This window comes from Modestobacter altitudinis (assembly GCF_005930475.1).
GTDB classification, from domain to species: Bacteria; Actinomycetota; Actinomycetes; order Mycobacteriales; family Geodermatophilaceae; genus Modestobacter; species Modestobacter altitudinis.
On record NZ_SJEW01000029.1, the window covers coordinates 1 to 22742 of the forward strand.

The 22742-nt window shown below is 74.3% G+C and carries 20 protein-coding genes; 12 read left to right on the top strand and 8 right to left on the bottom strand.

From position 1 onward, the window contains the following. The first annotated feature begins 170 nt into the window (after positions 1–170). The 3 genes from FHL79_RS12450 to FHL79_RS12460 all read left to right on the top strand — a co-directional run bounded on the left by FHL79_RS12450 (position 171) and on the right by FHL79_RS12460 (position 3362). A complete protein-coding gene (locus FHL79_RS12450; RefSeq protein ID WP_138758915.1) occupies positions 171–1139 on the top strand; it encodes an isopenicillin N synthase family dioxygenase in 969 nt (322 codons plus the stop codon). 159 nt (positions 1140–1298) lie between these two features. Further along, positions 1299–1709, top strand: coding sequence for a DUF1801 domain-containing protein (locus tag FHL79_RS12455; protein WP_246080709.1), 411 nt, complete (start codon positions 1299–1301; stop codon positions 1707–1709). Positions 1710–1742: 33 nt separating this feature from the next. Further along, the gene (locus tag FHL79_RS12460) at positions 1743–3362 is read left to right on the top strand and encodes an ABC-F family ATP-binding cassette domain-containing protein (protein WP_138758917.1); all 1620 of its coding nucleotides are present in this window, start codon (positions 1743–1745) and stop codon (positions 3360–3362) included. Between the two features lie 13 nt (positions 3363–3375). Here the strand turns inward: FHL79_RS12460 and FHL79_RS12465 are convergent, their stop codons facing one another. Next, complete coding sequence (locus FHL79_RS12465; protein WP_138758918.1) at positions 3376–4596, bottom strand: amino acid deaminase/aldolase; 1221 nt, start codon at positions 4594–4596, stop codon at positions 3376–3378. 107 nt (positions 4597–4703) lie between these two features. Here FHL79_RS12465 and FHL79_RS12470 point away from each other — a divergent pair, with 107 nt between their 5' ends. From FHL79_RS12470 to FHL79_RS12480, 3 genes are read left to right on the top strand one after another with little or no spacing between them, the layout of a single operon-like run. Next, complete coding sequence (locus FHL79_RS12470) at positions 4704–6032, top strand: D-arabinono-1,4-lactone oxidase (protein WP_138758919.1); 1329 nt, start codon at positions 4704–4706, stop codon at positions 6030–6032. A gap of 1 nt (position 6033) precedes the next feature. Next, positions 6034–6636: a TetR/AcrR family transcriptional regulator gene (locus FHL79_RS12475; protein WP_138758920.1), complete on the top strand. Its 603-nt coding sequence runs from the start codon at positions 6034–6036 to the stop codon at positions 6634–6636. Beyond that, positions 6633–7850 (top strand): MFS transporter, encoded by a 1218-nt coding sequence (locus FHL79_RS12480; RefSeq protein ID WP_138758921.1) that lies wholly within the window; start codon positions 6633–6635, stop codon positions 7848–7850. Before FHL79_RS12475 ends, FHL79_RS12480 begins: the two co-directional genes overlap by 4 nt. A gap of 57 nt (positions 7851–7907) precedes the next feature. Here the strand turns inward: FHL79_RS12480 and FHL79_RS12485 are convergent, their stop codons facing one another. From FHL79_RS12485 to FHL79_RS12495, 3 genes are all read right to left on the bottom strand, one after another. After that, on the bottom strand, positions 7908–8798 hold the full coding sequence (locus FHL79_RS12485) for an oxidoreductase (RefSeq protein ID WP_138758922.1): 891 nt from the start codon (positions 8796–8798) through the stop codon (positions 7908–7910). Positions 8799–8837: 39 nt separating this feature from the next. After that, complete coding sequence (locus FHL79_RS12490; RefSeq protein WP_138758923.1) at positions 8838–10076, bottom strand: MFS transporter; 1239 nt, start codon at positions 10074–10076, stop codon at positions 8838–8840. A gap of 155 nt (positions 10077–10231) precedes the next feature. Further along, complete coding sequence (locus tag FHL79_RS12495; protein ID WP_138758924.1) at positions 10232–11413, bottom strand: zinc-dependent alcohol dehydrogenase; 1182 nt, start codon at positions 11411–11413, stop codon at positions 10232–10234. 365 nt (positions 11414–11778) lie between these two features. Between FHL79_RS12495 and FHL79_RS12500 the strand changes: the two genes are divergently transcribed. Together FHL79_RS12500 and FHL79_RS12505 are read left to right on the top strand one after the other, a co-directional pair. Further along, the gene (locus FHL79_RS12500; RefSeq protein WP_246080711.1) at positions 11779–12705 is read left to right on the top strand and encodes a M23 family metallopeptidase; all 927 of its coding nucleotides are present in this window, start codon (positions 11779–11781) and stop codon (positions 12703–12705) included. Positions 12706–12930: 225 nt separating this feature from the next. Continuing rightward, positions 12931–13848, top strand: coding sequence for a cation diffusion facilitator family transporter (locus FHL79_RS12505; protein ID WP_138758925.1), 918 nt, complete (start codon positions 12931–12933; stop codon positions 13846–13848). A 71-nt stretch (positions 13849–13919) separates the two neighbouring features. Here the strand turns inward: FHL79_RS12505 and FHL79_RS12510 are convergent, their stop codons facing one another. Beyond that, positions 13920–15449, bottom strand: a complete 1530-nt coding sequence (locus tag FHL79_RS12510) for an MFS transporter (RefSeq protein ID WP_138758926.1) — start codon at positions 15447–15449, stop codon at positions 13920–13922. Positions 15450–15526: 77 nt separating this feature from the next. Between FHL79_RS12510 and FHL79_RS12515 the strand changes: the two genes are divergently transcribed. Further along, positions 15527–16045 carry a metallophosphoesterase family protein gene (locus FHL79_RS12515; protein WP_218938445.1) on the top strand — a complete coding sequence of 173 codons (519 nt, stop codon included), beginning with the start codon at positions 15527–15529 and terminating at the stop codon, positions 16043–16045. Next, a complete protein-coding gene (locus FHL79_RS12520) occupies positions 16042–16929 on the top strand; it encodes a putative RNA methyltransferase (protein WP_246080713.1) in 888 nt (295 codons plus the stop codon). Before FHL79_RS12515 ends, FHL79_RS12520 begins: the two co-directional genes overlap by 4 nt. Positions 16930–17008: 79 nt before the next feature. On the opposite strand, the gene FHL79_RS12525 is transcribed toward FHL79_RS12520, so the two are convergent. Then, positions 17009–17287 (bottom strand): GlsB/YeaQ/YmgE family stress response membrane protein, encoded by a 279-nt coding sequence (locus FHL79_RS12525; RefSeq protein WP_138758928.1) that lies wholly within the window; start codon positions 17285–17287, stop codon positions 17009–17011. A gap of 295 nt (positions 17288–17582) precedes the next feature. Here FHL79_RS12525 and ctaD point away from each other — a divergent pair, with 295 nt between their 5' ends. Further along, positions 17583–19334 carry an aa3-type cytochrome oxidase subunit I gene (gene ctaD, locus FHL79_RS12530; RefSeq protein WP_138758929.1) on the top strand — a complete coding sequence of 584 codons (1752 nt, stop codon included), beginning with the start codon at positions 17583–17585 and terminating at the stop codon, positions 19332–19334. Between the two features lie 168 nt (positions 19335–19502). After that, on the top strand, positions 19503–20762 hold the full coding sequence (serB, locus tag FHL79_RS12535) for a phosphoserine phosphatase SerB (RefSeq protein ID WP_218938446.1): 1260 nt from the start codon (positions 19503–19505) through the stop codon (positions 20760–20762). Here the strand turns inward: serB and FHL79_RS12540 are convergent. Together FHL79_RS12540 and FHL79_RS12545 are read right to left on the bottom strand one after the other, a co-directional pair. Continuing rightward, complete coding sequence (locus tag FHL79_RS12540) at positions 20759–21328, bottom strand: isochorismatase family protein (RefSeq protein ID WP_138758930.1); 570 nt, start codon at positions 21326–21328, stop codon at positions 20759–20761. The genes serB and FHL79_RS12540 overlap by 4 nt on opposite strands. 83 nt (positions 21329–21411) lie before the next feature. Then, positions 21412–22707, bottom strand: coding sequence for a nicotinate phosphoribosyltransferase (locus tag FHL79_RS12545; RefSeq protein ID WP_138758931.1), 1296 nt, complete (start codon positions 22705–22707; stop codon positions 21412–21414). Between the last annotated feature and the right edge of the window lie 35 nt (positions 22708–22742).

Consider the following 22742-nt stretch of genomic DNA (forward strand, 5'->3'; position numbering starts at 1 on the left):
ACCCCCACCGGCCTGACCGCGGTCACCACCCCACCACCGTTCTGAACGGCACAGGTCACCGCCGCGAGAGCGCCCGGCGACGAAGGGCATCAACGGCACTGTCACGGCGGTGTCACCCGGCGGCAACGCCGGCTCCCTACGGTTCCGGCAGCCGACCCGAGAGGAAGCCGATGACCGCCGTCCCGCTGGTCGACCTGACCCCCTGGTACGCGGGCGGCCCGGCTGGCCGGCGGCAGGTGGCGACCGACGTCGACCGGGCGTTGTGCGAGGCCGGCTTCCTGCTGGTCACCGGGCACCGGGTGGGCACCGGTGTCGCCGACCGGCTGTGTCGGGAGGTCCGGCAGTTCTTCGCGCTGCCACCGGCGAGGAGGGCGCGGCTGGCGTGCTTCTCGGGCGGTCGGGGCTGGGTCCCGCCCGGCGTCCCGGCGGCCGTCGACCCGGACGGCCGGGGCACCCCGCCGGACCTGCGGGAGTCCTTCGCCTTCGGCGCCGAGCGGGTGCCGGTGGCGGTGGCCGGGACGGCGGAGGAGGAGTGGTACGGCCCGAACAGCTGGCCGGTCGAGGTGCCCGGCCTGCGACCGGCGGCGTCCGCGTTCGCCGCCGCCTGCTCCGCGCTGGCCCAGGACCTGCTGCGGGTGGCGGCCCTCGCGCTGGACCTGGCGGACGACTTCTTCGTCGCCCGCTGCTCCGGCGAGACCTGGACCGTGGACCTCGAGCGGTGCCCCGCCCGGCAGGAGGTGGGCACGGTGGCACCGGGGCAGCTGCGGGTCGGTCCGCACACCGACGTCGGCACGCTCACCGTGTCGGACCGCCGGCCGCTCACGGACGGCCTGCAGGTGCGCGCGCTGGACGGCGGGTGGGTCGACGTGCCGTCCGCACCGGGGGCGCTGACGGTCAACGCCGGTGACCTGCTCGCCCGGTGGACCGGCGACCGGTGGCGCTCCACGCCGCACCGGGTGCTCCCGCCGCCGGTGGAGGACCCGACCGAGGAACTCCTCGAACTGGCGTTCTCCGCCGAGGCGGACCCGTGGACGGTGGTGGAGCGGCTGCCCACGGCGGCTGCGGGCCCGACCCGGTACGAGCCGGTGACCGCCGGTCGGTTCCGCCGGAGCCGGACGGACTCCATGACCGTCGGCTGACGCCGTACCGTGCCCCCATGATGGGGATGGGCAACCTCGGCCCGGATGGACGGCGGCGCCAGCGGATGGTCGCCGGGATCATCGTGGCGGCGATGCTGCTGGCCGCCGGGGCGGTGCTCCTGGGCACGGTGCTCTGACCGTGGCCGGCTGACCGTGGACGTGGACGACTGGTTCGCCGCGGCGGGGGACCGCGCCGGCGAGCTGCGCCGGGTCGACGCGCTGGTGCAGGCCGCAGCGCCCGGGATCGACCGGCAGCTGGTCCCGGTCGGGTCGGGGCAGATGCTCGGGTACGGGCTCATGCCCTACCGGCCGAGGTCGGCGAAGGAGACGACGACCTGGCCGTTGATCGCCCTCGCCGCGCAGAAGCGGCACCTCTCCCTCTACGTCTGCGCCGTGGTCGACGGGGAGTACCTGGCCGAGTCCCGGGCCGCACAGCTCGGGAAGGTCTCCTGCGGCAAGAGCTGCATCCGGTTCACCTCGCTGGACCGGGTCGACGCCGTGGCGCTGGACCAGCTCGTCCGGGACGCCGTCGCCAGCACCGCCGAGGGGCGCAACGCCTACAGCGGCTGAGAACCCGGTCGCCCGCTGCCGGATGATGGGCGCATGGGCTACGTCGACGTCACCGGGATCCGGCTCACCCTCCCGGACGGGCGGGTGCTGCTCGACGACGTGGCCTTCCGGGTCGGTGAGGGGGCCTGCGCCGCGCTGGTCGGCGAGAACGGCGCCGGCAAGACCACCCTGCTGCGGATCATCAGCGGTGACCTGCTGCCCGAGGCCGGCTCGGTCGCACGCACCGGCGGGCTCGGGGTGATGCGGCAGTTCATCGGCTCGGTCCGGGACGACACGACCGTCCAACGGTTCCTCGTCGACCTCGCGCCGCCCGCGGTCCGCGAGGCCTGGGACGCCGTCGAGGCCGCCGAGCTCGCGATGATGGAGATCGACGACGAGCCGGCCCAGATGGCCTACGCGAACGCGCTCGGCCACTGGGGTGACGTCGGCGGCTACGACGTCGAGGTCACCTGGGACACCGTGACCGTCGCCGCGCTCGGCGTCCCCTACGACGGCTGCAAGTACCGCGCGCTGGAGTCGCTGTCCGGTGGCGAGCAGAAGCGGCTCGCCCTGGAGTGCCTGCTCCGCGGCCCGGACCAGGTGCTGCTGCTCGACGAGCCGGACAACTACCTCGACGTCCCGGGCAAGCGGTGGCTGGAGGAGCGGCTGCGCGAGACCCGCAAGACCGTGCTGTTCGTCAGCCACGACCGCGAGCTGCTCTCCCGGGTCGCCGACCGGGTGGTCACCGTCGAGGGCGGGACGGCGTGGGTGCACGGCGGCGACTGGGCCGGCTACCCCGCGGCGCGCAGTGCTCGGCACGACCGGATGGCCGAGCTGCGCAAGCGCTGGGACGAGGAACACGACCGGCTGGTCGAGCTGGTCCGCACGCTGCAGCAGCAGGCGAAGAACTCACCCGACATGGCCGCCCGCTACCACGCCATGCAGACCCGGCTGGCCAGGTACGAAACCGCCGGGCCGCCGCCGGAGCGGCCACCGGACCAGTCGGTGACCATGCGGCTGCGCGGCGGCCGCACCGGCGTGCGGGTGGTGGTCGCCGAGCAGCTGGAGCTCGCCGGGCTGATGCGCGCCTTCGACCTGGAGGTCGAGTACGGCGACCGGGTGGCGGTGCTGGGCTCCAACGGCGCGGGCAAGTCGCACTTCCTGCGGCTGCTGGCCGGTCAGGACGTCGCGCACAGCGGCGACTGGCGGCTCGGGGCGCGCGTCGTCCCCGGCTTCTTCGCCCAGACCCACGCGCACCCGGAGTGGTTGGACCGGACGCTGGTCGACCTGCTGTGGCACGGCGAACCCGGCCGCCCCGGGGTGGACCGGGGCCGAGCGATGGCGACGCTGCGCCGCTACGGCCTGGCCGCGCAGGGCGACCAGCTGTTCCGGTCGCTGTCCGGCGGCCAGCAGGCCAGGTTCCAGGTGCTGCTGCTGGAGCTGTCCGGCTCGACCCTGCTGCTGCTCGACGAGCCGACCGACAACCTGGACGTGCTGAGCGCCGAGTCGCTGGAGGCGGCGCTCGGCGCGTTCGACGGCACGGTCATCGCGGTGACCCACGACCGCTGGTTCGCCCGCACCTTCGACCGGTTCCTGGTCTTCGGCTCGGACGGGCGGGTCTACGAGGCGCCCGAGCCGGTGTTCGACGAGGGCCGGGTCCAGCGCGCCCGCTGAAGCGGCTGACTGCTCATCCGAACACGCGGCCCTCGCCCCGGTAGGTCGGCAGGGCGTCGACGACGGCGTCGCCCCGGACGGCGTGCAGCACGTCGACCCGCTCGCACAGCTCGCCGGCCTTGGCGTGCCGGAACCACACCCGGTCACCGGTGCGCAGCCCCGCCGCCCCCGGACCGCGCAGCGGCGTCTGCACCTCACCGGCCCCCTCGGTCGGGACCAGCCGCAGCCCGGCCGGGTAGGTCGGCGTCGGCACCCGGTCGGCCCCCGGTGGCCCCGAGGCGATCCAGCCACCACCGGCCACGGTGACCGTCCCCGGCGCGGGCCGGCGGGTGACCGGCAGCGCGAACAGCGCCGCGGGCCGGCCGCGGAACGCGCGGTAGGCATCGAACAGCGTGGGGGAGTAGAGGCCCGAACCGGCCGCGAGTTCGGTGACGGCGGGGTCGGTCGCCGTCCGCTCCAGGCTGCCGGTGCCGCCGCCGTTGACGAACTCCAGGGCCGCCACCTCCCGGACGGCGGCCACCGCCGCGGCCCGCCGAGCCGCCAGTTCCCGGCCCGAGGCCCGCTGCATCCCCCGCACGGCGAGCCCGCGCAGCGGCCGCCCGGCCGGGGCGTCGCCGACGCCGGCGATCTGCGCCTCGTAGGCCATCACCCCGACCAGCACGACCCCCGGCCGGGCGGCCAGCACCCCGGCCAGCGCCGCCGCCTGCGCGGCGGTGTGCACCGGTGAGCGGCGGACGCCGACGTGCGCCGGGCCCAGCCGCCACGAGGCGTCCAGGTCCAGGCAGACCCGCACCGGCGGGCGGGAGCCCGGCGGGGCGACGGCGTCCAGGACCTCGACCTGGTCGGTCGAGTCGACCATCAGCGTCACCCGCGCGGCCGCCTGCTCGTCGGCGGCCAGCCGGCGGAGGGCCGCCCGGTCGACGGTGGGGTAGCCGACCACCACGTCGGTGCTGACCGGGTGGTCCCCGCCGGTCAGCCAGAGCGCCTCGGCCAGGCTGTAGCCGAGCACGCCGGCGAACCCCGGCCGGGCGAGCACCCGGCGCAGCACGGCCCGGTTGCGCACCGACTTGCTGGCCACCCGGACCGGGCGGCCGGCGGCGCGGCGGACCAGGTCGTCGGCGTTCGCGTCGAGCGCGTCGAGGTCCAGCACGGCCAGCGGCGGGTCCAGGTCGGCCGTGGCGGCATCCAGCCGGGCTCGCTCCGCCGGTGCGTCGCTGACGGGCGGGAGGGTCATGGTGCGGCAGCATCCTGGTCGGACGGCGAGTGGGTCAAGCGTCCCAGTCGCTTGACCAGCGCGCCGACGAGCGGCACGCTGCCGCGACGACGAACGAGGGGGTCCGCGTGCCGCACGAGCAGCGCTGGCGCAACTGGGCGGGCAACCAGACCGCGACCGGGTTCACCGCGGCCCACCCCCAGGGGATCGCGGAGATCGCCGCCGCCGTGCGCGCGGCCGCCGCGGCCGGGCAGCGCGTCCGGCCGATCGGCAGCGGGCACTCCTTCACCGCCATCGGCCGGCCCGAGGACGTCCAGCTCGTCCTCGACCGGCACGCCGGGCTGGTCGAGGTGATGAGCACCGGGCTGGTCACCGTGCAGGCCGGGATGCCGCTGCACCGGCTGACCGCGGAGCTGGCGGCCCGCGGCTGGGCGCTGACCAACCTGGGCGACATCGACCGGCAGACGGTCGCCGGCGCGCTGTCCACCGGCACGCACGGCACCGGCGCCGCGTTCGGTGGCCTGGCCACCCAGGTGCGGGCGTGCGAGCTGGTGCTGGCCGACGGTGCGGTGCTGCGCTGCTCACCCGGCGAGCACGCCGAGATCTTCTCCGCCGCCAGGGTGGGGCTCGGTGCCCTCGGCGTGCTGAGCGAGGTGACGCTGCAGGCCGTGCCCGCCTTCGCGCTGCGGGCCGAGGAGGGGTCGGCGTCGCTGACCGGTCTGCTCGCCGACCTCGACGCATTCCTGTCCTCGACCGACCACGTCGAGTTCTACTGGTTCCCGCACACCGATCGCTGCCTGACCAAGCGGAACACCCGGGTGCCGGTGGGCGAGCAGGACCCGCTGCCGGGCTGGCGGGCGGTCTGGGACGACGAGGTGGTGGCCAACGGTGCCCTCGCCGCGGTCGTCGCGGCCGGTCGGGTCGCCCCGCCGCTGGTGCGCCCGCTCGCCCGGGCCTCGGCCCGTGCGCTGTCCCCCCGGACCTACACCGACGCCGCGCACCGGGTGTTCGTCTCCCGCCGCCGGGTCCGGTTCCGCGAGATGGAGTACGCCGTCCCGCGAGCCGCGGCAGCCGAGGTGCTCGGCGAGCTGCGCCGGGCGGTCGACCGCAGCGACTGGCGGGTCCCGTTGCCCGTGGAGGTGCGGCTGGCCGCCGCCGACGACGTCCCGCTGTCCACCGCCTCGGGCCGGGACACCGCCTACGTCGCGGTGCACGTGCCCGCGCGGAGCGAGCCGGGCCCGTACTTCGCCGCCTTCGAGGCGATCGCCGGTGCGGTCGGCGGCCGCCCGCACTGGGGCAAGCTGCACGGCCTGGACGCCGCCGCGCTCGCCGACCGGTACCCGCGCTTCGCGGAGTTCACCGCGCTGCGCGACCGGCTGGACCCCACCGGTGTGTTCAGCAACGCGCACCTGGACCGGGTGCTCGGCCCGGCCCGGACGCGCACCGGCGGCCGCTGAGGTGGCCCGGCTGCCGGCGGACGCACGGCGGGCCGCGCTGGTCGAGGCCGCGCTGCGGGTGATGTCCCGCGACGGGCTCGCCGCCGGCACGACCCGGGCCGTCGTCGCCGAGGCGGGGATGTCGCTGGCGAGCTTCCACTACGCCTTCGCCTCCCGCGACGAGCTGCTGCGCGAGCTGGTGCACCGGGTGGTCGGCCACGAGCTGTCGGCCGCGACAGCCGAGCTCCCCGAGGGAGCCGGCCTGGCCGACTGCCTGCGCGCGGCCGCGGCGGGCTACCTGCAGCACCTCGAGGCCGAGCCGGGCGCCGAGCAGCTGATGCTGGAGCTGGCGCTGCACTCGCTGCGCGACCCCGCCCTGCGCCCGCTGGCCCGGCAGCAGTACCGCGCCTACACCGCTGCGGCGACCCGGCTGCTGGAGCAGTCGGCCGCGGCGACCGGGGCGACGTGGCGCCGGCCGGTGCCCGAGCTCGCCCGGCTGCTGGTCGCGCTCGTCGACGGGGCCACCACCACCTGGCTGGTCGACCGGGACACCGCCGCCACCCGGGCCGTGCTGGACGCCGCCGTCGGCCTCTTCGTCGCCGAGCACGCCGACGTGCCCCGGTGAAGCCGGTCGCCCCAGCGCTGGCGCCGTCCCTGGGGGTGGCCTGGACCGCCCGGTTCGGGCTGGTCTGGCTGGGGCTGTGGGCGGCCCAGCTGGCCCCGGTGCAGCTGCTGCTGCCCCTGCAGCTGGCGGACCTGGACCCCGCGCACAAGGTCCGCGACTTCGGGCTGGTCAACGGGGTGGCCGGGATCGCCGCCCTGGTCGCGCTGCCGGTGTTCGGCGCGCTGTGCGACCGCACCCGCTCACCGCTGGGCCGGCGCCGGGTGTGGGTGGCGGCGGGGGTGGTGGTCTACGTCGCCGGGCTGCTGCTCACCGGTGCCGCCGACGACTGGCACGGCGTCGCCGGCGGCTGGCTGGTCGCGCAGCTGGGGATGTACGCGGCGATGGCCGGGCTGACCGCCACCATCGCCGACCAGGTGCCGGCCGAGCACCGGGGGGCGGTCTCGGCCGCCGTCTACGGCCCGCAGGCGCTCGGCATCGTGGTCGGCCTGGTCCTGGTCACCGGGCTGGGGGAGGACGCCGGGTACCCGGCGCTCGCCGTCCTGCTGGCGCTCGCCGCGCTGCCGTGGCTGCTCCGGGCCCGCGACACCGCGGCGGTCCACCGCCCGTCGTCGCTGGGTGCCGCCGTCCGGGCCACCTGGGCCGCACCCACCCGGCACCCGGACTACGCCTGGGCCTTCGGCGGGCGGCTGCTGGTCAACCTGGGCAACGCCCTCGGGACGACGTACCTGCTGTACTTCCTCACCGACGGGTTGCGGGTGGCCGACCCCGAGGGCTCGCTGCTGGTGCTGACCGTGGTGTACCTGCTGGCCACGCTGGCGGCCACCTGGGGCGGCGGCGTGCTGTCGGACCGCACCGGGCGCCGGCGGGTGTTCGTCGCCGGCGCCGCGGTGCTGCAGGCGCTGGCCTGCGCGGTGCTGGTGGCCGTGCCGAGCTGGCCGAGCGCCCTGGTCGCCGGGCTGCTGCTCGGCGCCGGGTACGGCGCCTACACCTCGGTCGACCAGGCGCTGGTCACCCAGGTGCTGCCCGACGCCCGCACCGTGGCCGGCGACCTCGGGGTGATGAACGTGGCCGTCGTGGTGCCACAGGCGCTCGCCCCGCTGCTGGCCAGCCTGGTGATCGCCGAGCTCGGGGGCTACGACGTGCTGTTCACGCTGGCCGGCGGCGTCACCGTGCTCGGCGCGCTCAGCGTCGCCCGCATCCGCACCGTCCGCTGACGTCCGCGGTTTCGCGCGCGGAAGTACGCGTACTTCCGCGCGCGAAACCGCGGGTCGTCAGAGGTCCGGGTCGGGGGTGCCGGTGCCGCCGATGCGGTCGAGCTCGGCCATCTCCACCGGGCCGAGCACGCGGGCTGCCGACTCCAGGTTCTGCTCCAGGTGCTCGATCGACCGCGTGCCGGGGATGAGCACCAGGTTGGGGGAGCGGGCCAGCAGCCAGGCCAGCGCGACCTCCATCGGCGTGGTCTCCAGCGTCCGGGCCACCTGCTCCAGCGCGGCGGACTGAATCGGGCTGAAGCCACCGAGCGGGAAGAACGGCACGTAGGCGATGCCCTCCCGGGCCAGCGCGTCGACCAGCGGGTCGTCGGCCCGGTGCACCAGGTTGTAGTGGTTCTGCACGCAGACCACCGGGGCGATGCCCTGGGCCTCGGCGAACATCTGCGGGGTCACGTTGCTGACGCCGATGTGCTTGACCAGGCCCTCTTGCTGCAGCGCGGCCAGGGTCTCCATCGGCTCGGCCAGCGAGCGCTGCACCGGCTCGGCGAAGCCGGGCATCCGCAGGTTGACCACGTCGATCGCGTCGAGGCCGAGGTGGTCGAGGTTGTCGTGCACGGCCTGGCGCAGCTCGTCGGCGCCCAGCGCCTCCGGCCACTCGCCCTCCGGCGTCCGGCGGGCGCCGATCTTGGTGACGATGGTCAGCTGCTCGGGGTAGGGGTGCAGGGCCTCGCGGATGATCTCGTTGGTCACGTGCGGGCCGTAGTAGTCGCTGGTGTCGATGTGGTCCACACCCAGCTCGACCGCACGGCGCAGCACTGCGACGGCGCCGTCCCGGTCGGCCGGCGGGCCCATCACGTGGGGACCGGCGAGCTGCATGGCGCCGTAGCCGATGCGGTGCACCGCGCGGTCGCCGAGCGTGAACTGGCCGGACTTCTCCGCCGTCGTCGTCATGACCGGGGCTTACCCCCGCCCCCGGGGGCGGTCAAACGGTCAGCGGGCGGTGGCGGGTGTGGCGTCGGCGACGGGGGCGAGGGTCCGCTGCCAGGCGTCGACGTCGGCGCGGGCGGCGAAGGCCAGCGCGGCGCGCTCGCGGCGCTCGGAGCGGATGGTCGCCACGGCGATCCCCGTGCCGAGCAGGGCCAGGGAGGCCCCGACCCAGATGGGTGCGGTGTAGCCGAACCCCGCCGAGAGGGCAGCGGCGCCGAGCGCGGCCCCCAGGGCGTTGGCCACGTTGAACGCCGCCTGGTTGGCCGCGGACACGAGGCTGCCGCCGGGCACGCGGGCCGCCTCGATCACCCGGTTCTGCACGACCGGGCCCAGGGCGAAGGCGAGCATGCCGAAGAAGACCAGCACGGTGATCGCCGCGACCGGGGTGCGCGCCACCAGCGCCAGGACGGCGAGCGCGCCGGCGGTGCCCAGCAGCCCGACGGCCACGAACGACATGCCCCAGCGGTCACCCAGCCGGCCACCGACCAGCGTGCCGATCGTGGTGCCGGCGCCGAACAGGCCCAGCACCGGGGTGACCCACGCCTCCGGGATGCCGCCCAGCTCGGTGAGGATCGGGCTGACGTAGCTGTAGACCGAGAACAGCGCCGCGAAGCCGATCATGGTCGTGCTGAGCACCAGCCACACGCCGCGCCGGCGGAACGCGCCCAGCTCGCTGCGCAGGTCGGTGGGCTCCCCGGCGACCGTCGGCATCCAGGCCAGCAGCCCGGCGATGGTGACCAGGCCGATCCCCGCCACCGCGGCGAAGACCAGCCGCCAGCTGAGCTGCTGGGCGACGAAGGTGCCCAGCGGGACGCCGATCACGTTCGCCACCGTCAACCCGGTGATCATCAAGGAGATCGCCTGGGTGGCCTTCTCCTTGGGCACGAGGCGGCGGGCGGCGACCGCGCCGACGCCGAAGAACGACCCGTGCGCCAGGGCGGCGAACACCCGGGCGGCGATCAGCCAGCCGTAGCTGGGCGCCAGCGCCGACAGCAGGTTGCCGACGGTGAACAGCACCATCAGCGCGACCAGCGTCTGCCGCGGGGTGAACCGCACGCCCAGCGCGGTCAGCGTGGGGGCACCGATGACGACGCCGATGGCGTAGGCGGAGATCAGCAGCCCGACCGCGGAGACGGAGACGTCCAGCCCGTCGGCGATCTGGGGCAGCATGCCCATCACCACGAACTCGGTGGTGCCGATGCCGAAGGCACCGATGGCGAGCGCGAGCAGGGCGCGGGGCAAGGCGGAACTCCTGGAGCGTGGGACGAAGGGGGACGCGGACGTCGGCGTCCTCTCCTAGCCAAGAGCAGTGCGCCCCGGATCCTTGCCTCCGACGGGCATGAACCTCGTCACGTCGCGGGCCGGGACCCTGCGGCCCGGCCCGCGAGGGACGGGGATCAGGGCTGGAGCAGCACCTTGACCGCGCCGTCCTGCTTCTGCCGGAAGGTCTCGTAGGCCTGCGGCGCCTGCTCCAGCGGGACGTGGTGTGTGGCGAAGGTGTCCACGCCCAGCGGGTCGGCGTCGGTGAGCAGCGGCAAGATGTCCGGCACCCAGCGCCAGACGTTGGCCTGGCCCATCCGCAGCTCGATCTGCTTGTCGAACATCCGCATCAGGGGCATCGGGTCCGTCGCCCCGCCGTAGACGCCGGACAGCGAGATGGTCCCGCCGCGCCGGACGGCCTCGATCGCGGTGTTGAGCGCGGCCATCCGGTCGATGCCGACCACCTGCATGACCTTCTCCATCACCGCGTCCGGGACCAGCGCGGTCGCCTTCTGCGCGAACTTGGCGCCCGGTGAGCCGTGCGCCTCCATGCCCACGGCGTCGATGACCGCGTCCGGCCCGCGGCCGTCGGTCTTGTCCCGCACCCAGGCGACCACGTCGGCCTGGGCGGTGGTGTCCAGCACGTCGATGCCGTTGGCGCGCGCTCGGGCGAGCCGCTCGGGCACGGTGTCCGACGCCAGCACCTGCGCCGCACCCAGGTGCTTGGCGATCCGGGTGGCCATGTCGCCGATCGGGCCCAGACCCAGCACCAGCACCGTGCTGCCCGGCTTCACGTTGGCGTACTGCACGGCCTGCCAGGCGGTCGGCAGGACGTCGGAGAGGTAGACGAACCGGTCGTCGGCCGGGCCCTCGGGCACCTTGATCGGCAGCGTGTTGCCGAAGGGCACCCGCAGGTACTGCGCCTGCCCACCGGGCACCTGCCCGTAGAGCTTGGTGTAGCCGAACAGCGAGGCGCCGAAGCCCTGCTCGCGGTTCTGCGTCGTCTCGCACTGGCTCTGCAGCCCCTGGTCGCACATCCAGCAGGTGCCGCAGGAGATGTTGAACGGTACGACGACGCGGTCGCCGGCCCGCAGCTCGGTCACGCCGGGACCGACCTCGCGCACGATCCCCATCGGCTCGTGGCCCATGACGTCGCCGACGGTCATGAACGGCGCCATGACCTCGATCAGGTGGAGGTCCGAGCCGCAGATGCCGCTGGAGGTGATCTCGACGATCACGTCCGTCGGGTCGGTGATGGAGGGGTCCGGGACGGTGTCCACACGGACGTCGTCGCGGCCGTGCCAGGTCACTGCGCGCATGGGTGGTGCTCCTCGTTCTCGGGGGCTCGAGACGGCCGCGACTTCCTCAGCAGGCCGTTCTCCTAGGCGTGACGTTCCTCGCTCCTACCCGTGACGGCGCGTTGCAGTCACGACCTGCCAGGAACTGTGCCGTCACGCAGGGTGCGCATTTGGCAGGAAGTGTTGTGACCTCGCCCACTTGACCCCATGTGCGTGCCCTCTCGCCCACATCACGAAGCGGTCACGGCGTGTTTACATGGGCCCCGCCCGAGCCAGACCGCCCGACGGAAGACAGGTGCATGGACCCGCAACATCTCGCCCGGCTCGACGACGACGGACCGGTGTGTCGCATCCGCACCGGTACGGCAGGTGGCTCGACCACCACCGTGTCGCCGCAAGCCCCCGAGGTGCCGGCGCCCGCGCCCGCGCTCGCCTCCTGGCCGTTGCCGGTCGGGGGTGACGGCCCCGCGCTCCCGGACGTCTGGCCGCTGCCGGCCGCCGACCTGTCCCCGGTCGCCGGCGGGGACGTCGCGCCGCTCCGCCCGGCGTTCAGCGCCGAGGCGGTGGTCGCTGCCGTCGCTGCCGGCCAGGGGCCCCGGCACCGCCGCCCCTCCACCCGCACCCGCCGCCCGGCGCTCTACCTGGCCGCGGCGTTCATCGGCGCCGCCGGCATCGCCGGCACGGTCATGGCCACCGACTCCTCCCCGGCCGTCGCGCAGGCCGACGAGCCGGTCAGCGTCGCCGAGGAGCTCGGCATGGTGCAGGCCGAGCAGCCCGCCGGCGCGGACGACGCCACCTCGCGGCTGCAGCAGATGGTCGCCAGCCGGGCCGAGCGGGAGGACGCCGAGGCCGCCGCCGCGCAGGTCCAGGCCGACGCCGACGCAGCGGCGGTGGCCGCCGCCGCGGAGGCCGCCCGGCCTCAGGCCGTGCTGCCCGTGCAGGGCGCGCGGCTGTCCAGCGGGTTCGGCTACCGGTGGGGCACGCTGCACGCCGGCATCGACTTCGCTGCCCCGCTCGGCACGCCGGAGTACGCGGCCATGGACGGCGTCGTCGTCCGCGCCGGCGCGGCGAGCGGCTTCGGCCTGGCCGTGTACGTCCAGCACGCGAACGGCGACGTGACCGTCTACGGCCACATGCAGGAGATCCTCGTCGAGGAGGGGCAGGTCGTCCGGGCCGGCGACACGATCGCGCTGCTGGGCAACCAGGGGCAGTCCACCGGCCCGCACCTGCACTTCGAGGTGCACCTGGGCGGGATCGACGGGCTGAAGGTCGACCCGCTCCCGTGGCTGCGGGACCGCGGCGTCCAGGTCTGAGAAAGGACCCCCTTCCTCCCCACCCTTCGCAAGCTCAGGGCGGGCCCCTGGAAGGGGGCCGTTCCAGCACGTCACCACGCTCGCGGCGGGACCCTGCGAGGGGGCCGTTCCAGCACGTCACCGGGGCCGTTCCAGCAGGTCGCCTGCTCGGCCGGGCGGGATTCCTGGCATCCCGGTCTGACATGCGGCATCCTGCATGTCAGGAACGGCCGGAGGAGGACGTCGATGGGGCACGACCACGGGACGGCGCACGGCACCGCCGCGGCCGCGCACCGGGGCCGGCTGGCCGTCGTCCTGGCGCTCACCGGCGGGGTCTTCGTCGTCGAGGTGATCGGCGCGTTGGTGTCCGGGTCGCTGGCGCTGCTCGCCGATGCCGCGCACATGGCCACCGACGCCCTCGGCATCGGGATGGCCCTCGGCGCGGTCACCCTGGCCCAGCGGCCCGCCCGCGGACGCCGGACCTTCGGCTGGCAGCGGATCGAGGTGCTCGCGGCGGTCGCCAACGGCCTGCTGCTGATCGGGGTCGGCGCCTACGTCGTCATCGAGGCGGTGCGCCGCATCGGTGACCCGCCGGACATCCACGCCGGCTGGATGCTCGGGGTCGCCGTCCTGGGGTTGGCCGTCAACGTCGGGTCGCTGACCCTGCTGCACGCCGGCCAGGGGGAGTCGCTGAACACCCGCGGCGCCTACCTGGAGGTCGTCGGCGACGCGCTGGGCTCGCTGGCGGTCATCGTCGCGGCCGTGGTCATCGCCACCACCGGCTGGACCGCGGCCGACGTCGTCGCCTCCCTCGCCGTCGGCGCGCTGGTGCTGCCGCGCGCCTGGACGCTGCTGCGAGAGGCGTTCGACGTCCTGCTCGAGGCCGCCCCCAAGGGCGTGGACCTCGACGACGTGCGCGCCCACGTGCTCGGCGTCGAGGGCGTGCTCGACGTCCACGACCTGCACGCCTGGACCATCACCTCGGGCCAGCCGGTGCTCTCCGCGCACGTCGTGGTGCGCGAGGAGGTGCTGGCCGAGGGGCACGGCGGGCGGGTGCTCGACGCCCTGTGCAGCTGCCTGGGGGCCCACTTCGACCTGGAGCACTGCACGTTCCAGCTGGAGTCCCCGAGCCACCGCGGCCACGAGTCACCCGTCCACGACTGAGGGTGCACGGCGGTAGGCCGTGCACCCTCAGTCCGGCCCCCGTGCAGGGTGGGGGGCACGGGGATCCTTCCTCAGCCGGCGTGGACGGGGGCCGTGTCGGCGGGGAGGTCGTCCTTCGAGGCCTTGATCAGCACGCCGGCGACCACCGCGCCGACCACCAGCAGGGCGGCGGCCCAGGTGAAGGCGGTGGTGTAGCCCTCGACCTGGGCGGCCAGGCCGACCGCGGGGTCGTTCGGGTCGGCGCCGGCGGCCACCTTCGAGGTGATCGCGTCGGTGATCGCCCCGACCGAGAGGGTGGCCAGCAGGGCGGTGCCGATCGAGGCGCCGACCTGCTGGGTGGCGTTCAGCATCGCGCTGGCCGCGCCGGCGTCCCGCTCACCCGCGCCGATCAGCGCGAGGTTGGACAGCGGCACGAACGTGAAGCCCAGACCCAGGCCCAGGATCAGCTGGCCGGGGAACGCCAGCGTCCAGAACGAGGTGTCGACGTCCAGGAAGGACAGCAGGAACAGCCCCGCCGCGGCCAGCAGCGCACCGACCACCATCAGCGGCCGCGGCCCGAGCTTCGGCACCAGGGCGCTGGCCGCACCCGCCGAGACGAGCACGCCCAGCGTGGTCGGCAGGGAGGCGAAGCCGGCCTCGACCGGCTTGTAGGCCAGCACCTGCTGGAAGTACAGGCTGAGGAAGAAGAACGCCCCGATCAGCCCGGCGCCCACCAGGGTGGAGGTGAGGTACGCGCCCCCGCGGTTGCGGTCGAGGACCAGCCGCATGGGCAGCAGCGGGTTCCTGACCCGGAGCTCCACGACGACGAAGGCCACCACCAGCAGCAGGCCGACCGCGATGAAGGTCAGCGCGGCGGCGTTGGCCCAGGCGTTGGCCTGCGGGTCCTCCTGCGAGGCCTGTGCCACCTCGGTGAAGCCGTACACCAGCGACGCCAGCCCCAAGGTGATCAGCACAGCGCCCGGGATGTCGTACTTCGCGTCCCCGGGGGCCTTGCTCTCCGGCACGATCGGGATGGCCGCGGCGACGGCGATGACGGCCACCGGCACGTTGACCCAGAAGCACCAGCGCCAGTCGGCGTACTCGGTGAGCACGCCGCCGAGCAGCAGGCCGACGGCCGAGCCGCCACCGGCGATGGCGCCGTAGACGGCGAAGGCCTTGGCCCGCTCCTTGGCGTCGGTGAAGAGCACGGTCAGCAGCGCCAGCGAGGCCGGGGCCAGCAGGGCACCGAAGACGCCCTGCAGCGCGCGGGCGCCGAACAGCATCGCCTCGTTCTGCGCCAGGCCGCCGAGCGCGGAGGCGATGGCGAAGCCGACGGCGCCGACCAGGTAGGTGCGCTTGCGGCCCCAGAAGTCCGCGATGCGCCCGCCCAGCAGCAGGAAGCCGCCGAAGGTGAGGGTGTAGGCGGTGACGATCCACTGCTGCGTGGCGGCAGAGATGTCCAGGTCCGTCGACACCGCCGGCAGCGCGATGTTCACGATGGTCGCGTCCAGGATGACCATCAGCACGGTGACGGCGATGACCGCCAGTGCCAGCCAGCGCTTGGGGTAGGGCTCGGTCGCTGCGGTGTCCCCGGCCTGGGTGGTGGGGGCGGCGTCGCTCAATGGGTCCTCGTTCGTCGGTTCCGGTCGGCCGGTTCGTCGACCAAGAGGTGAAGGTAGCGGGCTGGGACGATGTCGTCGTGCCGGTTTCCGTGGTGTTCACCTCTGACACCCATCTGCCCACCCGGGCCCGAGACCTACCGGGTCCGCTCTGGGAACGGATCGAGAACTGCGACGTCGTGGTGCACGCAGGGGACTGGGTGGACGTGGCGCTGCTCGACGAGCTCGAGCGGCGGGCGCGCCGGCTGGTCGGGGTGTACGGCAACAACGACCACGGCGCGCTGCGGCAGCGGTTGCCGGAGATCGCCCGGGTCGAGCTGGAGGGCGTGCGGTTCGCCGTCGTGCACGAGACCGGCACCGCCCAGGGGCGGGAGGCGCGGTGCGCGGCGCGGTTCCCCGACGCCGACGTGCTGGTGTTCGGGCACAGCCACATCCCCTGGGACACGACGGCGGCGACCGGGCTGCGGCTGCTCAACCCCGGCTCGCCCACCGACCGCCGGCGGCAGCCCTTCGCCACCTACCTGACCGGCACCGTCGGGGCCGGCGTGCTCTCTGACGTGACGCTGCACCGGTTGCCCGTGCGACCACCCCGCCGGTGAGCGCGCCACCGCTCCCGGAGGCGGCGGTCGCCGTGCTCGCCTGCCCCGTCTGCGGCGCGGCGGTCGCCGCCGACGTCGCCGGGCTGCGGTGCGCCGTGGGCCACGGGTTCGACCGGGCGCGGCAGGGTCACCTGACGCTGCTGCCGCCGGGCGGCTCGCCGCACGACGGTGACTCCGCGGCCATGGTGGCCGACCGCGCCGGGTTCCTGGCGGCCGGGCACTACGCCGGCATCACCGCCGCGCTGGCCGACGCCGTCCTCGCCGACGGATCGCCGCGCACGCTGCTGGACGCCGGAGGCGGGACCGGAGCCCACCTCGCCGGCGTGCTGGACCGGACGCCGGGCGCGGTCGGGGTGGTGCTCGACGCCTCCCGGTACGCGGCGCGGCGAGCGGCCCGGGCGCACCCGCGCGCGATGGCGGTGGTCGCCGACACCTGGGCCCGCTGGCCGGTGCGCGACGCGGTGCTGGACCGGGTGCTGGTGGTGTTCGCCCCGCGCAACGGGGCCGAGACCGCCCGCGTGCTCCGACCGGGCGGGCGGCTCGTCGTCGTCACCCCGGCCGCCGACCACCTGACCGAGCTGGTCGGTCCGCTGGGCCTGCTCAGCGTGGACCCTGCGAAGGCCGCCCGGCTCGCGGCGAGCCTCGGACCGCACCTGGTCCCGGTCGGGACCTCGCCCCACCGGGAGCGGCTCGCCCTCGACCACGCCGCGGTCCGCACCCTGGTCGGGATGGGGCCGCACGCGCGGCACCTCACCGGTGCGGAGCTGGCCGCGCGGGTCGGCGCACTGCCGCCGGAGGTCGAGGTGACGGTGGCCGTCGACGTCGGCACCTGGTCGAAGGACCCCCTTCCCCCCACCCTTCGCCCGCTCAGGGCGGGTCCCTAAGGGGGCCGAACGCACGAGGGCCCGGCCGCAGTGGCCGGGCCCTCGTGGGGGAGTGGTGCCCGCTGACGCGGGCGGTGCGTCAGCGGGTGATGCGGCGCTTGTTGGTGGCCATCACGTAGATGCCCAGCACGACGATGGCGCCGATGATCGACCCGATGATGCCGGAGGTGCCCAGCTCGAACCGGTGGGGCTCGAAGATCAGGCTGCCGAGGAGGTTGCCCACCACGGAGCCGACGATGCCGAGCACGATGGTCAGGCCGATGCCGATGTCCTGCTTGCCCGGGATGACCGCGCGGGCGATGAAGCCGGCGATCGCGCCGATGACGATCAAGACGATGATGTTCCAGAGAACGTCCATGTGAGCCTCCTACGCATGACGGCAGCGCCGTCGTGCGCTGGGCCGTCCAGCGCAAGATCAAATGTGCCCCGTCATGATCGCTGCCAAACTTCCGGAACCAGCAGGTTTCATGGACTGCACCCGATCGGGTGACGTGCGACAGGCCTCCCACCTGCACGTCCGTCCGTCGGTGCGACGGCCCGCCGGCACGGTCGGTGTGCCGGTGGACACGCCCTCGGAGGGTGCCCCGACCGCGCGGCGCACCGGCTGCCTCTCCCGCCGCGTGAGGCGGCTGAGCACGGTCTAAGCTCCGGGCGTGACGATCGCACCCGCACCGATCGTGAGTCGGCCGAGTCCGGCACACGAAGCCGAGAAGGGGTCGCGGCTCCTCGGTCTGCTGCGCACCACCGACCACAAGACCATCGGCCTCATGTACACCACGGCGGCCTTCATCTGGTTCTTCGTCGGTGGCTTCATGGCGCTGCTGATGCGTGGTGAGCTGGCCCGCCCGGAGCTGCAGTTCCTCTCACCCGAGCAGTACAACCAGCTGGTCACGATGCACGGCACGATCATGCTGCTGTTCTTCGCGACGCCGATGTTCTTCGCGTTCTCCAACCTGATCATGCCGCTGCAGATCGGGTCGCCCGACGTCGCGTTCCCGCGGCTGAACGCCTTCTCCTTCTGGCTGTTCTTCTTCGGCTCCTCCCTGGCGGTCTCGGGCTTCCTGACCCCCGGCGGTGCGGCCGACTTCGGCTGGTACGCCTACACCCCGCTGTCCACCGGCGCGCACAGCCCCGGTGCGGGCGGTGACCTGTGGATCGCCGGCCTGGCCGTCAGCGGTCTGGGCACGATCCTCGGTGGCGTGAACTTCGTCGCCACGATCGTCTGCCTGCGCGCGCCCGGCATGACGATGTTCCGGATGTCGATCTTCACCTGGGCGACGCTGGTCACCAGCATCCTGGTGCTGCTGGCCTTCCCGATCCTGACCGCGGCGCTGATGGGCCTGCTGGCCGACCGGCACCTGGGTGCGCAGGTCTACACCGCGGCCAACGGCGGGCCGATGCTGTGGCAGCACCTGTTCTGGTTCTTCGGCCATCCCGAGGTCTACATCATCGCGTTGCCGTTCTTCGGGATCATCTCCGAGGTCATCCCGGTGTTCAGCCGCAAGCCGCTGTTCGGCTACAAGGGCATGGTGTTCGCGCTGATCGCGATCACCGCCCTGTCGCTGGCGGTGTGGGCGCACCACATGTTCGCCACCGGCGCGGTGCTGCTGCCGTTCTTCGCGTTCCTCACCTATCTGATCGCCGTCCCCACCGGCATCAAGTTCTTCAACTGGATCGGCACCATGTGGCGCGGCCAGTTGACGTTCGAGACGCCGATGCTGTTCGCGATCGGCTTCCTGATCACCTTCCTGCTCGGTGGCCTGACCGGCGTCCTGCTGGCCAGCCCGCCGCTGGACTGGCACGTCAACGACAGCTACTTCGTCGTCGCGCACTTCCACTACGTCGTCTTCGGCACCGTGGTGTTCGCCGCCTACGCCGGGCTGTACTTCTGGTTCCCGAAGCTGTGCGGCCGGATGATGGACGAGAGGGTCGGCAAGCTGCACTTCTGGCTGACCTTCATCGGCTTCCACGCCACCTTCCTCATCCAGCACTGGCTGGGCAACGAGGGCATGCCCCGCCGGTACGCCGACTACCTGGCCACCGACGGGTTCACCACGCTGCACACGATCTCGACGATCGGGTCGTTCATCCTGGGCGCCTCGGTGATCCCCTTCGTCTACAACGTGGTCAAGTCCTGGAAGCACGGGAAGCTCGCGCTGCGTGACGACCCCTGGGGCCACGGCAACTCGCTGGAGTGGGCCACCTCCTCCCCGCCGCCGCGGCACAACTTCACCGAGATCCCGCGGATCCGCTCCGAGCGCCCCGCGTTCGAGCTGCACTACCCGCACCTGAAGGACCGGCTGCAGGTCGAGGCGCACGCCGGCAAGCGCCACGAGCCCTACGCCCAGGAGGCCGGCCTCACCGGCGGAGGCCGGGCCGGGGCGAACGACCCCGACCCGACGTAGACGAAGTAGAAGGACCCCGTCCTCCTCACCCCTCGCAAGCTCGGGGCGAGCCTCTGGACGGGGCCGGTACCGACGCCCCGTCAGCCACTGGTCGGCGGGGCGTCGGCATGTCCGGGCCCGGACGGGGGTTCCCGAGGACGGCGGACGGCGGTCCGGCACGATGACGTCGTGACCGACGCTGCCCACCCCGCGCCGATCGACCTGCTCCCGACGCCCGCGTCGGCCGGTGCCCTGCTGACCGTCACCGGAGCCGACCGCCCCGGGGTCACCGCCACCCTCTTCGCCGCCCTGGAGTCCGCGGCCGGTGGCCCGGTGGAGGTGGTCGACGTCGAGCAGGTGATCGTGCACGGGCAGCTGGTTCTGGGGGTCGTGGTGCGGGGCACCGCACCCCCCGGTGCCGCGACGCTCGCCGACCGGCTGGGACCGGTCGCGGCCGACGTCGCCGAGCGCACCGGCATGCAGGTGACCGTCGAGCGCACCGCGCAGGCGGCGGCCGAGGTCGCCGCAGGCCCCGAGCGCACGGTCCGGCACCAGGTCATCGTGCTGGGCCGGCCGGTTCCCCCTGCGGCGGTCGCCGGTGCGGCCCGGGCCATCGCCGGCGTCGGCGGCAACATCGAGGCGATCCGCCGGCTGTCGGACTACCCGGTCACCAGCTTCGAGCTCACCGTCTCCGGGGCCGGCTCGACCGAGCTGCGCACCGCTCTGGCCACCGTCGCGGCCGAGACCGGCACCGACGTCGCGGTCGAGCAGGCCGGGCTGGCCCGACGCAGCAAACGGCTGATCGTGCTGGACGTGGACTCCACGCTCGTCCGCGGGGAGGTCATCGACGAGCTGGCCGCCCGGGCCGGCCGCGCCGCAGAGGTCGCCCGGATCACCGCCGCCGCCATGAACGGCGAGCTGGACTTCGAGCAGTCGCTGCGGGCCCGGGTGGCGGTGCTCGCCGGGCTGCCGGTGAGCGTGCTCGACGAGGTGCGCGAGCACCTGGTGCTCACCCCGGGGGCGCGCACCCTGATCCGCACGCTGCAGCGGCTGGGCTTCCGCTGCGGCATCGTCAGCGGGGGGTTCACCCAGATCACCGATCCGCTGGCCGCTGCCCTCGGACTGGACTTCGCCGCCGCCAACACCCTCGAGGTCGCCGACGGCCGGCTCACCGGAGGGCTGGTCGGCGAGGTCGTGGACCGGGCCGGCAAGGCCCGCGCGCTCGCCCGCTTCGCCGCTGAGCACGGCATCCCGCTGGAGCAGACGGTCGCGGTCGGGGACGGCGCCAACGACCTGGACATGCTGAACGCCGCCGGGCTGGGCATCGCCTTCAACGCCAAGCCGATCGTCCGGGAGCAGGCGCACGCGGCGCTCAACCAGCCCTACCTGGACGCCGTCCTGCAGGTGCTCGGGTTCACCCGCGACGAGGTCCTCGACGCGGCACCCTAGGCGGCCTGGGTGACCTCCCCCACCAGCTCGACGCCGGCAGCACGGAGCTGGTCGAGGGCGGCGTCGGTGCTGGCCTGCGCCACCCCGGCCGTCAGGTGCAGCAGCACCCGGGTCGAGAGACCGGCGCCGACCGCGTCCAGGGCGGTGGCCCGCACGCAGTGGTCGGTGGCGATGCCCACGACGTCCACCGCGTCGACGTCCCGGGCCCGCAGCCAGTCCGCCAGGGGCTGGCCGGCGAACGAGCCCTCGAAGCCGGAGTAGGCCGCGGCGTACTCGCCCTTGTCGAAGACGGCCTCGATCGGCCGGCGGTCCAGGTCGCTGTGCAGCTCGACGCCGGAGGTGCCGACCACGCAGTGCGCCGGCCAGGTGTCGGAGAAGTCGGGCTGGTCGGAGAAGTGGGCGCCGGGGTTGACGTGGTGGTCGCGGGTGGCGACGACGTGGGCGTACCCCGCGGCCCCGACGTGTGCGCTGATCGCCCGGGCGACCGCCGTACCGCCGGACACGGCGAGGCTGCCGCCCTCGCAGAAGTCGTTCTGGACGTCGACGATCACCAGGGCTCGGCTCATGCCCCCATGGTGACGTGCTGGCACGGCCCCGGTGCAGGGGCCTGCCGCGAGCTCGCGAGTGCTGGGGGGCAGGTGGTGCTCCCTCAGGAGTCGAGGGTCTCCAGCACCGGTTCGCCGCGCATCAGCGACCACGCCTCCGCAGGCAGGGTGGCGCGGACCCGCTCGTGCAGCTCCCGTGCCGCGACCAGCGCCTCGGCCGGGGTGCGGCGGTCCACCGGCTCGCCGCCGCGGACCAGCGGCACGATCAGCTCCCGGTCGTGCTCGGCGGCGGTGATCGGCGCGGCGCTGACCACCTCGGCGGTGGCCGTCCCGGCGGCGTCGTGCCGGCGCACCGCGTGCTTGCGGCCACCGACCGAGCGCTTGCCCTCGGAGTTCTTGGCCACCGGCACGCCGTCCCGCTCCACCAGCTTGTAGACCATGCCCACCGTCGGCGCCCCCGACCCGGTGACCAGCGAGGTGCCCACGCCGTACCCGTCGACGGGAGCGGCGGCGAGCGCCGCGATCGCGTACTCGTCGAGGTCGCTGGTCACGATCACCTTGGTCTTCGTCGCCCCGAGGGAGTCCAGCAGCTCCCGGGCGCGGGTGGCCTGCACCGTCAGGTCGCCGGAGTCCAGCCGGACGGCGCCGAGCCCGGGGCCGGCCACCTCCACCGCCGTCCGGATGCCCTGCTCGGTGTCGTAGGTGTCGACCAGCAGCGTGGTGTCCACGCCGAGGGTGTCCAGCTGGGCGCGGAACGCGGCGGCCTCGTCGTCGTGCAGCAGCGTGAACGCGTGCGCACTGGTGCCGGTCGTCGGGACGCCGTAGCGGGCCCCGGCGGCCAGGTTCGACGTCGCGGCGAAACCGACCAGCGCCGCGGCCCGGGCGGCGGCCACGGCGGCCTCCTCGTGGGTGCGGCGTGAGCCCATCTCGATGCACGGCCGGCCGCAGGCGGCGCCGACCATCCGGGCACCGGCGGCGGCGATCGCGCTGTCGTGGTTGAGGACCGACAGCGCCAGCGTCTCCAGCAGCACGGCCTGGCCGAACGGTGCCCGCACGGTGAGCACCGGAGAACCGGGGAAGTAGAAGTCGCCCTCGGCGTAGCCGTCGACGTCGCCGGTGAACCGGAACCCGGCCAGGTGGTCCAGCAGGGAGGGGTCGTCGAGGCCCTGCGCGCGCAGCGAGTCCAGCTCCGCGTCGCCGAACCGGAAGTCGGCCAGCGCCTCCAGCAGGCGCCCGGTGCCGGCCAGCACGCCGTAGCGACGGCCGTGCGGGAGCCGGCGGGCGAACACCTCGAAGACGCAGTCCCGGTCGGCGGTGCCGTCGGCCAGGGCGGCGGCCAGCATGGTCAGCTCGTAGCGGTCGGTGAGCAGTGCGGGGCTCAGCGGGGACGGGCTCGGCATGGACCATCACGATAGGTGGCCGCTGGCTGCACCGC

Excerpts from the sequence above, each read along its gene's own strand:
- FHL79_RS12495 (WP_138758924.1), bottom strand. The coding sequence starts at position 11,413 with ATGCGCGCAGTGACCTGGCACGGCCGCGACGACGTCCGTGTGGACACC.
- FHL79_RS12540 (WP_138758930.1), bottom strand. The coding sequence starts at position 21,328 with ATGAGCCGAGCCCTGGTGATCGTCGACGTCCAGAACGACTTCTGCGAG.
- FHL79_RS12505 (WP_138758925.1), top strand. The coding sequence starts at position 12,931 with ATGGGGCACGACCACGGGACGGCGCACGGCACCGCCGCGGCCGCGCAC.
- FHL79_RS12460 (WP_138758917.1), top strand. The coding sequence starts at position 1,743 with ATGGGCTACGTCGACGTCACCGGGATCCGGCTCACCCTCCCGGACGGG.
- FHL79_RS12465 (WP_138758918.1), bottom strand. The coding sequence starts at position 4,596 with ATGACCCTCCCGCCCGTCAGCGACGCACCGGCGGAGCGAGCCCGGCTG.
- FHL79_RS12545 (WP_138758931.1), bottom strand. The coding sequence starts at position 22,707 with ATGCCGAGCCCGTCCCCGCTGAGCCCCGCACTGCTCACCGACCGCTAC.
- FHL79_RS12525 (WP_138758928.1), bottom strand. The coding sequence starts at position 17,287 with ATGGACGTTCTCTGGAACATCATCGTCTTGATCGTCATCGGCGCGATC.
- FHL79_RS12450 (WP_138758915.1), top strand. The coding sequence starts at position 171 with ATGACCGCCGTCCCGCTGGTCGACCTGACCCCCTGGTACGCGGGCGGC.
- FHL79_RS12485 (WP_138758922.1), bottom strand. The coding sequence starts at position 8,798 with ATGACGACGACGGCGGAGAAGTCCGGCCAGTTCACGCTCGGCGACCGC.